The organism is Anaerohalosphaera lusitana, assembly GCF_002007645.1.
Classification (GTDB): Bacteria; Planctomycetota; Phycisphaerae; order Sedimentisphaerales; family Anaerohalosphaeraceae; genus Anaerohalosphaera; species Anaerohalosphaera lusitana.
The window spans coordinates 1,592,553-1,605,256 of sequence record NZ_CP019791.1; the positions used below are offsets into that span (position 1 = coordinate 1,592,553).

The following is a 12,704-nucleotide window of genomic DNA, read 5'->3' on the forward strand; positions in this document are numbered from 1 at the left end:
CAAGCTAATTACCCTCCACCATCTCGAACATCGCCTCCAGTCGAACCGCGATCCTTGCAGCATCAGAAGGCGAATAATCCGTCTCGATCTTCAAATAAGGCAGACCAAGCTCACCCTCCGCGAGCTCCTTCACCAGCCGCGACTCCACATCGTAAGTCAGACACGCCTGCCACACCAGGTCTACCACGCAATCCGCCCGGTATTGCTTTGCAAGCCGCTCTATCGACTCCAGCCTGCCCGCATTAGGCGTCATAACCGAACATGGCAGATGCAGGTACTTAGCCGCGATCGCCTCTATCGCGTCCTCCGCCTCCTCGTCCACGTCCTCCAGTATCGGCTTGACCCCTGTGCAGTTCTCCATGCACACCACGACCCCGCCAGCCTCCTCTATAAGCTTCACCACCTTCTCCGCCCCATGCACCGTCGGCACCCCCGTCAGCAGCACCCGCACACGATTCTCGCCAACGCTCCCAGCCGCGCCGCTGCCGTAATACTCCGCCGCCTCCTCATACTTTACAAGGTCGGCCTCTATACCCGAAATAGTACTTTTCATCGCCAGTACCTCGCTCCCGCTCAAAGGCGGATCCTCCGCTTCCATCAACTCTGCGATCCTCCGCCGCAGCCTTCGCTCCCTGTTCATCACCCGCACTGCCTCCCACAGCTTCTCATCCGTGATCTCCACCCCCAGCTTTTCCCCAAGCCGATCCCGCAGTTTCACCACCTCAGCCGTCCACCGCGCCAAAGCTCCCTCTTCGCCCGGCTTCTGCACCAGCTCCAGCACGATCATATCCTTCTTCCTCGCCATCAGCTCATACATCTTCTTCTTGCCGTCACACGTTGTCTCCGCCACCACCACATCCGCCATCTTCAGAAACAAATTCGACCCGTCCATTACATATCCGTACGTCGACTTGATCAGCGGACACAGATTCGCCGGCAGCTCCCTATGCGCCTCCACCGCTTTCTCCGCACTCCCCCCGCAAAGACAGACCGGAAGCGCACCCGCCGCCATGATCACCTCCCTCGGCGTATACTCGCACATGATCCCGACGATCCCGCGCCCGCTCTCCTTCGCCGCAGTCGCATACTCATAACAGTTCGAGATCATATTCTCAAAATGCCCTAAAGGCCCGCTCGCACCGCCGCAACCATCATCAGCACCGCAACCACCGCTCCGCTCATCCTGACCGTTTCCGCCTCCAGCACCGCATCCGCAATTCGTACTCATATTCGTACCTCTAACCCTTCTTCTTCGCAACGAACAACGCCTGACATATCTTTCCAGCCTTCGCCATATCCCGCAGAAAACACATCTCTTCCGCAACCGCCCCCAGCGCATCCATATCGAATCCCAGTATCTTCAGCGCATCATACATATACTGCCTCCGCACCGAGTCTATATACAGATCACAGCACCCCGCAAATCGCCCCGTATCCTCCGCGATCTCGACCTCGCACCCCGTCGCCTCCAGCAACCCCGCATACCCGTCGACATCCTGCACATTCGCAAACTTCATGAACCGCAAAAATCTCTCCGCCTCATTCTCATTCATCGCGACCGCTCCCTCCACCCAGTCCGTAAACGCGATTTCCCCCCCGTCCCGCACCAGCCGAACCGCCTCCACGATCAGTGTATCCTTATCCTTCACATAGCACCATGCATCCTCACCCCACACAAAATCGTACATTCCATCTGCCAGCCCCGTCGCACACGCATCCGCATGCACGAACTCCAGCCTCTCCGCAAGTCCTTCCTGATGTGCCCGCTCCCTCGCCTCGGCTACCATCATTTCCGTCACATCTATCCCGACCATCGACTCCACCCCGCACATCCGCACCAGAAATTTCATCCCCGCACCCGTACAGCAGCAAAGATCCACACCGCGCGACCCCGCCTGGATCCCCGCCTTCTCCGCCAGCTCCATCGAAGATTCCAGCCCGCCGACATGGATCTGCTCACCCATCAGCAATTCCCACAGCCGCATCTCCGCACCGCTGTAAACCTCCTGTACATCCTCGACCGAAATCTCCTCATTGCACTTCATTGCGATTCTCCAAAAAACGAGCATTCCAAATAATTCCAACTCATAGATGCACAAAAAAAGCAGGCGAAGAGCATTTATCAAAATAGCTCTCGCCTGCCGATAACCGTGGCGTCAAAACTCGATTTTCACTTCCCTCATTCACAACGGCATGGTAGTCGCCTTATGCCGAACAGGGATCGAGGGCGCCCGCCACGAGCACCGGCAGACCGCACCTCACCCGTACTCCAGTTCGAAATCAATTATAAACAAATATTGATCCATTAAGACACTTGTCCATCTGAAACTAACCGTCTGCACTGATAGACACCGCAAACGCGCCAGCGTTACAAAAAATCTAGCAAAAACAGTCTAACCCGCACAAATTCGCTTCGCAAGCCAAAAACTGTTTTTGTGCGTCCTCTTAAACCTGTTGATTTTCCCGGCCGAATCCGTAAAATAGCACTCGTTCCGACTCATAAGCCGACTTTTACGTGCGAGAACTGCCCATGTCAAATACAGACAAACAAACGCTCCTGCGAAATATCCCCTCCGTCAGCGCCGTCCTCGAACAGCTAAAGCACCAGATCGACACCCAGCCGACCCTGCTCCACTCCGACATCACCCGCGCCTGCCTCGACGACCTCCGCAGTCGGATCCTCGCAGGCAACGGCTTCGAACCGCCTGCCGATCTGCCGCAATATGTGCTCGATCAGGTAACCGACCGCATCACCCAGCTTAACGGCATATATCACGCCCGCGTCGTCAACGCCGCAGGCATCGTCCTCCACACGGGCCTCGGCAGGGCGGTCGTCCCCAAACCCGCACTCGACCACCTCACCTCCGACCTCGCCGGCTACTCGCTCCTTCAGCTCTCAACCGACACCGGCAAACGCTCCCGTCGTGACGCACGTATCGAACAGCTCCTGCAAACCCTCACTGGCGCTCCCGCCGCAACCGTCGTCAACAACAACGCCGCCGCAACCTCAATCGTCCTCAACACCATCGCCAAAGATAAAGAAGTCATTGTCTCCCGAGGCCAGCTCGTCGAGATCGGCGGCTCGTTCCGCCTTCCGGATGTGATGGCCTTCAGCGGCGCAAAGCTCGTCGAGGTCGGCACCACCAACAAAACCCACCCCCGCGACTACCTCAGCGCCATCACCGAAAACACCGCCGCCATCCTCCGCGTCCACCCCAGCAATTACAAGGTCCAGGGCTTCAGCTCCGAGGTCCCCCTCGACGAGCTCGTCGACATCGCCCACTGCAACGATCTGCTCATGTTCGACGACGTAGGCGCAGGCTCACTCTTAGACTTCACCCGCTACGGCTTTGACCACGAACCTACGCTCGTCGAATCCGTCAACGCCGGAGCAGACGTCATTACCTCGTCAGGCGACAAGCTCATCGGCGCCTCCCAGGCAGGCATCATCCTCGGCAAACCCGACATCATCACCGCCATCCGCAAAAACCAGTTCGCCCGCATCCTCCGCGTCGACAAAATGACCCTCACTGTCCTCGAACAGACCCTCAAGCTCTTCCTCGACCAGGAAAATGCTCTCAAAACCGTCCCCACCCTCCGCATGATGCTCCGCAAACCCGATTCCATCCGTCGCCAGGCAAACCGCATAAAACGCAAGCTCGCCGCTGCCTGCCCCAACGCACAGCTTGCCATCACAAAGGGCCACTCCCAGCCCGGCTCAGGCTCGCTGCCCGCCCAGTCCATGCCCACCAGCCTCGTAACCGTTACCGCACCCAACTACAGCGCCGACCAGCTCGCACGCAAACTCCGCAAATACAAAACACCCGTCTTCGTCCGCATCCAGAACGAACAGGTCCTCATCGACCCCCGAACTCTCCTCGACGGTGACGAAAAAACGTTAATACAAGCCCTAACCTGGGCCCTGAGTACGAAAGAATAAAAATGTCATCCAGCCAGATAAACATAACTCTCGGCACCGCCGGCCACATCGACCACGGCAAGACCGCACTTATCAAACTCCTCACAGGCTGCGAAACCGACCGCCTCAAAGCCGAAAAGGATCGCGGAATGTCCATAGAACTCGGCTTCGCTCCCTGCACCATCTCCGACCTCGAAGTCGGCATCGTCGACGTACCGGGCCACGAAAACTTCATCAAAACAATGGTCGCAGGCGCCACCGGCATCGACGCGGTCATTTTCGTCATCGCAGCCGATGACGGCGTCATGCCCCAGACCCGCGAACACCTCGACATCCTCACCATCCTCGGCGTCTCCCACGGCATCATCGCCCTCACCAAGGTCGACACCGTCGACGACGAACTCCGCGACCTCGTCGCTGACGACGTCCGCAATTTCATCACCGGCACCTTCCTCGAAAACGCTCCCATCCTCCCTGTCTCCTCCATTACCGGCCAGGGCTTTGATGCTTTTTACGGATCCCTCCGCGAAATGGTCTCCCGCGTCACCCCCAAACCCTCCGACGGCATCTTCCGCGTACCCGTCGAAAACGTCTTCTCCGTCAAGGGCTACGGCTCTGTCATTACCGGCATTCCCGTCGCGGGCTCCGCCTCTATCGGCGACGAACTCATCATCCTCCCGCAAGACGAAACAGGCCGCATCAAAGCCGCCCAGGTCTACTCCAAACCCGCCCAAAAGGCACAGACGGGCCAGTGCGCCGCGATTAACGTTCCGCAGTGGGACTACAAAGCCATATCACGAGGCGACGTCGCCACTGTTCCCGGCTATTTCGAACCCGCCCACTTCTATCTCGCAAAAATGTCCCTCATCCCCCATGTAGGCCACAAACTCAAGACCGGCTCACAGCTCAAGCTCCACACCGGCACCAGTGAACACACCGCAAAAATATACCTCATGGAAGACAACACCCTCCAGCCCGGTACTGAAACCCTCGTCCAGTTCCGCCTCGACACACCTCTCGTCGCAGGCCCCCGCGATCCCTTCATCGTCCGCTCGCTCACTCCGCCCCGGACCATCGGAGGCGGCACCATCCTAAAACCCCTCACCCGCAGACTCAAACGCAGCAAACCCGCCGTCCTCGAAAATGCCCGCTCACTCGCCCGCGCGATCGAAAACGACAAAACTTTCGTCTTCTATACCGTAAATGATTCGCCGAACCACACCGCGACCACCGAGGACATCGCCCGCACAGTCAAGCTCCGGCCCCAAACCGTCACCGCCATCACCGACCATCTCGTCTCCACAGGCGACCTCATCCGTACCGCCGACAACACATACATGGCCGCCGAAACCGAATCCATCTTGCGAAGCAACCTCCTCGATACGCTGAAAACCTATCACGCCGAAAACCCCCAAAGTCCCGGCATGACGTTCGACGACCTCCGCAACGCCGTCGACCTCGACCCCTCACTATTCAAATTCATGATCAGCAGGCTGACAGACGCAGGCAGGATCGAACATCGCAAAGGCAGGGCGGCCCTGTCCACGCATAAGGTGCAATTTGACACCGCCCAGGCCGATCTTATGAACACCATCGAAACCATCTTTCTAGATCGCCTCTTCAACCCGCCCGGCACAGACGAACTCCTCCGCACAACAAAAGCCAACACCCGCGACCTCACCCAGGCCCTCAACACCCTCGCCCAGCACAAAAAGCTCGTCCGCATAGACTCGAAGATCACCTTTCACACCGCTGCCGTTGAAAAGGCAAAAGAACTCCTCATCGCGGACCTCCAGGAAAACGGCCGATTCGAAAGCGTCCGCTTCAAGTACCTCCTCGACACCTCGCGCAAATACGCTCTGCCCCTGCTCGACTTCTTCGACGACATAGGCCTGACCCGCCGCGACGGCAACACCCGCTACCTCAAAAATGGCTGAATGACTTCCTCTACATGATCATGCTGGGTGATTCTACGAGATCATAGATCAAACTTGAGTTCGCTAGGTATCTATGGTACAATTAGGAATAAAAGGCGAGGAGCCTTATGAAAACAGAAATTTCATTTAGCTTTTAGGAGGTAGAGAAAATGAAAAGAACCGCACTCACCCTGATCGTTGCCCTGTTACTTTGTACATCCACATCCTTCGCTGCACTGAATGCCTACCTGCGAGCCACCGGCGAAACACAGGGAAATATTGCAGGCTCGGTAACAGAGCCCGGGCTCGAAGGCTCAATCGCAGTCATAGGCTCCATCCATGAAGTCGTGAGCCCGCGCGATGCAGCAAGCGGCCTGCCGACAGGCAAACGCCAGCACAAACCCTTCAAAATCACCAAAACGGTCGATAAAGCCAGCCCGCTGCTTGCCAATTCTCTCACCAGCGGCGAGCATTTCACCCAGTTCGAACTGCAATACTGGCAGCCCGCCCCGGACGGAACCCAGATACTGGCCTACACTATAAGATTGCACAATGCTCAGGTTTGCGGCATAAAGCAGCAAATCAGCGATACTTTCACCGAGCAGGTATCTCTGACTTATGACAGCATCGAATGGATATGGGAACCCGAAGCCATCGCAGCTCAGGACGATTGGGACTATCAGTCGAGCGATATAAGGCTTACCGACCTCAGCGGTGACGGCATCGTCGACATAATCGACCTGGCGATCCTCGCAAGCGATTGGCTCGAAAGAACAGAACCCGCTCAATAATACAAACTCCGTTGGTCTACACAACTTCAAACCTTGGTATGTAAACAAACCGCACAATCCTGCGCACCGCTTATTTTGCGCGCAAACCTAAGGAATTTCCCGATACCATATAAGGTTGCATTTTCCCAACCTGAGCCCTTAAAGTAAGATATGTACCACGCTGACCCATTATGATTCGCTGAAAAAGTTATTGTCTCTGAAATAACAGGGGTGATGCGTATGGAAACACAAAAGAAGAACATTTTCGTACTCGGCATGGACGAAGAAAACGCCGAGAAACTCAACCAGGTGCCCGGCTCGGAAAACTTGATTTTTCACCAGCTCCTGTCCTATGACTACATCCATGACTTCGAACATACACCGATGGACGAGATCATGGAGTCCGCCAGACAGCAGCTAAAGGGTTTCGACGGCAGCATAGATGGTATGCTCTGGCTCTTCGACTTCCCGGGCGTACTCATGGGTCCCATACTCTGCAAGGAATTCGGCATACAAACTGCCGAACCCCTAAGCGTCTTCAAGGCCGAGAACAAATACCTCAGCCGGGTCGAACAGCAGAAGGTGATTCCAGAATGCACCCCGAAATTCTTTGGCTTCAACCCCGGCGACCCAGAAAGCATAAAAAAGATCGACCTTGAATACCCCTTCTGGATTAAACCCGCAATATCGTTCTCCGGACATCTGGGTTTCGAGATAAAGTCGGACCAGGATCTAGGCCATGCAGTCGATCAGATACAGCACCGCAAGGATCTTTTCGCCGACCCATATTTCACGCTCGAAAAACAGATCGAGATGTCTGAAGACATGCACCACGCAAGCGAAAAGATTTTCGTCGCAGAACAGATAATCTCAGGCAAACAATGCACCTTGGAAGGCTACATCTACAACGGCGAATTCGACTTCCACGGCCTCATAGACTCCTTCAGATATCCCAATCGAATGTCCTTCTCCCGCTACCAGTACCCCTCCAAAATCCCGCAGCGGGTTCAGAAACAAATGCACGAGAAAGCAGAAAAGATACTTCGCCGGATGGGTTATGAAAACGCATCCTTCAACATAGAATTCTTCTGGGACAGAAAGAACGAAGAACTCTGGCTGCTCGAAATAAACACCCGCATCTCGCAATCGCACTGCAATCTCTTTAAAATGGTCGACGGCGTACTCAGCCACAAGATCCCGATCGACCTCGCCCTGGGTCGCCGCCCCGAACTGCCTCACCGCAAGGGCGAATACAAACTCGCCGCCAAACTATTCCTCCGCAGTTTCATCGCCGGCAAGGTGACCCGATCACCAAGCAAAGAACAGATCAGAGAGATCGAAAAAGAATTCGACGCCGAGATAACCCACACCGTCACCGAAGGCATGCAGCTCGAAGACCTCAAATGGCAGGACAGTTATAGTTACGTCCTGACGATCTTATATCTCGGCGCTCAGTCACAGAAGGAACTGCTCGACAAATTCGACATCATCGCAAACAAGCTTGACATCGAAGTAGAAGGCAAGAAAATTCGTTCAAAACAAGGGAGGCGAATGTGAAACGCATCACCGATTTTCCCGAAAAAGTAAAACATATCGAAAACACATTCATAACCATGCGAGATGGATGCAAACTAGCCGCCCGCATCTGGATGCCGGAATCCGCCGACGAACAACCCGTCCCCGCAGTACTCGAATATCTGCCTTACCGCAAACGCGACGGCACCAGAAACCGCGACGACCAGGTACAGACCTACTTCGCAGGCCACGGCTACGCCGGCGTCCGCGTCGACATGCGCGGCAGCGGCGATTCCGAAGGCATCCTCGAAGACGAATACCTCGAACTCGAACAGCGGGACTGCCTCGACGTTCTTGAATGGCTCGAAAAGCAGCCTTGGTGCACCGGCGACGTCGGCATGATCGGCATTTCGTGGGGCGGTTTCAACGGTCTCCAGGTAGCAGCACTCCGGCCCCCCCAGCTCAAGACCATCATCACCGTCTGCAGCACCGACGACCGCTACGCGGACGACGTACACTACATGGGTGGATGTCTGCTAGGCGACAACCTGTCCTGGGCGTCCACCATGTTCGCCTACAATTCGTGCCCACCGGACCCGGAGATCGTCGGCGACAAATGGCGCCAGATGTGGCTCGACAGACTCGAGCACAGCGGTCTCTGGCTCAAGAAATGGCTCCACCACCAGCACCGCGACGCCTACTGGAAACACGGGTCCATATGCGAAGATTTCTCAACCGTACAAATACCCGTACTAGCCGCCAGCGGTTGGGCTGACGGTTACACAAACTCTGTCTTCCGCCTTGTTGAAAACCTCCAGGGCCCGGTAAAAGGCCTCGTAGGACCCTGGTCGCACAAATACCCCCACGAAGGCAAACCCGGCCCCGCGATAGGTTTCCTGCAGGAGTGCGTAAAATGGTGGGACAAATGGCTCAAGGGTAAAGACAACGACATCATGGAAGGTCCCGCGCTGATCGCGTGGATGCAGGACAGCGTACCGCCATTCACCAAATACGAATACCGCCCAGGCAGATGGGTAGGCGAGGACACCTGGCCCAGCGACAACGTCAAGTATCGAGATTACAAAATAGCTCCCCACGCTCTGACCGAAAGCGGCGAACCCGAGGTCAAGCCGTTCCCCATACAGTCCCCGCTCACCGTCGGTCTGTTCGCCGGCAAATGGTGCAGCTATCACGCTGGCCCGGACCTGCCCCACGATCAGCGGCAGGAGGACGGCGGAGCACTTGTCTTCGAAACTGAGGCACTTGACGAACAGGTCGAGATATTCGGTGCCCCCGTCGCCGATCTCGTACTGACCTCTGACAAACCCGTCGCCATGGTCGCATGCAGACTCTCTGATGTCGCCCCTGACGGCAAGACGACACGAATCACCTATGGCATCTTGAATCTGACGCATCGCGAAAGCCACGAAAAACCCGAAAAGCTCCTACCCGGCCAAAAGTACCGCGTGCAGGTCCAGCTAAACGATATCGCCCAGATATTTCCCGCTGGCCATAAGATAAGGCTCTCCATATCGAGTTCCTACTGGCCTCTCGCCTGGCCCAGCCCCGAACCTGCCATGCTCAACATTTACAGCGGTGAAAGTGAGTTCAAGTTACCCACCCGTAAACGCCGCGACATAGATCAGAAGATTCATTTTGATCGCCCCGAGGCCGGTCCGCCCACCAATAAGGAAGTCATCGAGGGCGAACACCACGTCTGGAACGTAATACGCAATCTCGCCACCGACGAGTCGGTTCTGGAAGTCGTAAAGGACCTCGGCAAGTTCAGGATCAAGGACATCGACACCGAGATGGGCTGCTCAACTTATGAGTGGTACCGCAATCAAAACGACGATTACAACAGCGCCCAGGGCGAAACCCTATGGGAAAGGAGCTTCAAAAGAGGTGACTGGGACGCCGGCACCATCACCAAAACCCGTCTGAGCTGCGACGAAAGATTCTTCTATGTACACGCACAACTAGACGCCTACGAGGGCCCGAACCGCGTTTTCAGCAAAGACTGGAACGAGAAGATTCCCCGCAGGCTCGTTTAAGCTCAAGCGAACATTGTCGGCAACTTTAATGTGATTAACGTTCGGGCTTACCTCAGCGGTGTCGCCGGTTCTGAAATGGCTTCGAGTACCTCACCTGAGAATATGTCCTCGCCGCACTTGGCCGCAAGATCACCTAGCGAGAGAACGCCCACGAGTTTGTCGTTCTGATCGGATACCAGAAGACGACGGACCTGCTTTTCTTCCATCAGCTTGCCTGCCTCGTGTATGTCGTCACCTTCCGAGCAGAAGATCAGATTCGTGGTCATTACCTCGCTGACAGTTGTTTGCCCGGGTTGTTTGTCCTGCGCCAGGCCGCGTATCACAATGTCGCGGTCTGTTATAACCCCCACGATCTGGTCTGCTTTGCTGACAGGAAGAATTCCCACGTCCCGATAGCTCATGTGCTTCGCCGCTTCTGTAAGACTGGCGGTAGATTCAATCTTATCCAGAGCCTGTGTCATAATATCTTTTACCTGCATGATCTCCCTGCCTTTCTTTTTTCGAGTTGTTAGTAAATCTCAATCTGAAAATGCATTCTAAGAGAGTGCCGGCAAAACTTGTATAGCGGACTTCCTTAAACAGGGACGGTTTTATGCTTAACCAGGACGTGGTAAAGGATGAAATGAAAGCGGGTGGCGGGAATCGAACCCTATGAAAAATAGCTACTAGTGCTATTTTAAAGTGAATCTTAGACAATTAGTTAGACATTAAAGCCAGCTTTTGCTATGCTTTCTGGGAGTAGAATTGACCCGAAAATGAGGCGAATTCATGAGCAAAAGAGAGACTCCGCCAAGGAAGAAAGTGGGCAGGAATTGGTATGTCTGCGACCGACAAGGAAAGATAGTTGAGGGGTTGGCATACGACACAGGTAATGGCTATTATTTCTACAGCGGATGGAGGCAGGAACCAGGGGTAAAACAAAAAAAGAAAACACGCAAAGACTATCAGTTTGGGCGGGATTATGATGAAGCTATTTACCTGTTTCGGCAGTGGCAGGAGAAGGACAAAAGTTTTTCCCCCATAAACTATGACAGCGTAATGGAGAATGGAGGGCTAATCCACACTCCCGATGACGCTCCCAAGGGGTCTGAAATTGTTGAAGAATATGATGAAGATGGGTTTTTGAGTGCCTATGCCATTCAGCATGAAATAGACGACGATGAAGTATGGAGAAGGGCGAGAAGTCTCATCTTGCAGGATATTCGAGAAGCTGCTAAGAAGCTTGGTTTTCCGTGCCTGCTTGAAATAGAAGATAAGCTTTTAAAGCACAGAGAAATCCCCAAGCTCACCATTCAAAATATTCGAGACTTCTTCTGGGACCACAACGGTAGCAAGCCTCAAGAGAAGAGAATGGTAAGACTTGCAATAAATGAGTTTATGGAATATGTCAAAGATTCAGATGTTTCCTCGATGGATAAATTTGATGTAATGGCCTGGAACGAGTTTCTTCATTCCGATGGACATTCCAGCAATTTCATCAATAAAAGAATAGAAAGGGTTATCACCTGCCTTAACTTCTATCTCAAAAACTTCGAAAAGAAGAAGCGTCAGGAGAATCAACATAAAGCTGAAATCAAGAGGACCGTAGACTTAATCAAAGAACACACTGACAAGAAGAGTGCACAAATCAAGGACACTCCGAAGACCTTTTCTGTCAAGACTCTCAAGAAGCTTTTCAAAAAAATCAATAACGATAGGCAGTTTGTCCTTATCAACCTTCTTGCTCTGAACTGTGGATTTTACGCAAAGGATATAGAAGGCATTAAGAAAGATATGGTAAGGGAAAAAGACGGCTTAACCTTCATCAGTTATCCGAGAGATAAAACCCAAAAGACAAGTCCCCGGGTTATTGTTCTGTGGGAAAAGACAACGAGTCTTCTGCAGGACTACATGAATGACAATCCAAATAATACAGACTATGTTTTTTTGAATAAGGCTGGGACCAACCTGAAAGTCCCTTCTATCCAAAAGAAATTCAGGCAGTACAAAGCTAAGGTAAAGAATGAAGACAAAACCGACATCAACTTCAAGAGCTATAGGGATACAGTGGCAAGTTCATTGGTCTACAAAGTAGACAATACAGACTTAATCACTGTGACTCTTGGACATGATTTCGGTGGCAAGAAAAAAATGTATTGGAAGTACATCGAAACGAATCCCTCAGAAATTAAAGTAGTAGCTGACATACTTTACGACAAGTTCAAGGCTGTAATTGATGCAATCTGACTAAATCGCCAGTATTCAAATCGGTCTCTGACCATGGCTGTAGGGCCCTGCAGGTCAATGACTAAAGAGGCTTTTTTAATGTCTTCACTTCGTAAATTTTCCCTCGAAATGCCTCATATCGTCCAGAAATAGTACCAAATTATTAAGTGACTATTTCCAAGGCAGTCATAGGTGAGGCAAAAATGGGCCAAAATCATTCATTCCCAGAGATTTGAATCATCGTTGATTAAGACGGCATATCACCTTAAAATGAACTATGAACATCGGAATGGATTGATTTGTCCATTCATTCGTTTGTGTCAAA

The 12,704-nt window shown here is 53.4% G+C and carries 9 protein-coding genes; 6 read left to right on the forward strand and 3 right to left on the reverse strand.

All coding sequences use genetic code 11. The features are described 5' to 3' along the window. Positions 1–4: 4 nt before the first annotated feature. Entirely contained in the window at positions 5–1,228 is a 1,224-nt protein-coding gene (locus STSP2_RS06595) for a double-cubane-cluster-containing anaerobic reductase (protein WP_205848019.1), read from the reverse strand. A gap of 10 nt (positions 1,229–1,238) precedes the next feature. Beyond that, positions 1,239–2,045 carry a class I SAM-dependent methyltransferase gene (locus STSP2_RS06600; protein WP_169853045.1) on the reverse strand — a complete coding sequence of 269 codons (807 nt, stop codon included), beginning with the start codon at positions 2,043–2,045 and terminating at the stop codon, positions 1,239–1,241. Positions 2,046–2,530: 485 nt separating this feature from the next. Here STSP2_RS06600 and selA point away from each other — a divergent pair, with 485 nt between their 5' ends. The 5 genes from selA to STSP2_RS06625 all read left to right on the forward strand — a co-directional run bounded on the left by selA (position 2,531) and on the right by STSP2_RS06625 (position 10,174). Further along, positions 2,531–3,940 carry an L-seryl-tRNA(Sec) selenium transferase gene (gene selA / locus STSP2_RS06605; protein ID WP_146661019.1) on the forward strand — a complete coding sequence of 470 codons (1,410 nt, stop codon included), beginning with the start codon at positions 2,531–2,533 and terminating at the stop codon, positions 3,938–3,940. A gap of 2 nt (positions 3,941–3,942) precedes the next feature. Next, the gene (selB, locus tag STSP2_RS06610; RefSeq protein ID WP_146661021.1) at positions 3,943–5,856 is read left to right on the forward strand and encodes a selenocysteine-specific translation elongation factor; all 1,914 of its coding nucleotides are present in this window, start codon (positions 3,943–3,945) and stop codon (positions 5,854–5,856) included. A gap of 149 nt (positions 5,857–6,005) precedes the next feature. After that, a complete protein-coding gene (tssD, locus tag STSP2_RS06615; RefSeq protein WP_146661023.1) occupies positions 6,006–6,626 on the forward strand; it encodes a type VI secretion system tube protein TssD in 621 nt (206 codons plus the stop codon). Between the two features lie 219 nt (positions 6,627–6,845). Then, the gene (locus STSP2_RS06620; RefSeq protein ID WP_169853046.1) at positions 6,846–8,162 is read left to right on the forward strand and encodes an ATP-grasp domain-containing protein; all 1,317 of its coding nucleotides are present in this window, start codon (positions 6,846–6,848) and stop codon (positions 8,160–8,162) included. After that, positions 8,159–10,174, forward strand: a complete 2,016-nt coding sequence (locus STSP2_RS06625; protein WP_146661027.1) for a CocE/NonD family hydrolase — start codon at positions 8,159–8,161, stop codon at positions 10,172–10,174. Before STSP2_RS06620 ends, STSP2_RS06625 begins: the two co-directional genes overlap by 4 nt. Positions 10,175–10,221: 47 nt before the next feature. On the opposite strand, the gene STSP2_RS06630 is transcribed toward STSP2_RS06625, so the two are convergent. After that, the gene (locus tag STSP2_RS06630; protein WP_146661029.1) at positions 10,222–10,653 is read right to left on the reverse strand and encodes a CBS domain-containing protein; all 432 of its coding nucleotides are present in this window, start codon (positions 10,651–10,653) and stop codon (positions 10,222–10,224) included. Positions 10,654–10,942: 289 nt separating this feature from the next. Between STSP2_RS06630 and STSP2_RS06635 the strand changes: the two genes are divergently transcribed. Then, the gene (locus STSP2_RS06635) at positions 10,943–12,400 is read left to right on the forward strand and encodes a tyrosine-type recombinase/integrase (RefSeq protein WP_146661031.1); all 1,458 of its coding nucleotides are present in this window, start codon (positions 10,943–10,945) and stop codon (positions 12,398–12,400) included. Positions 12,401–12,704: the final 304 nt, after the last annotated feature.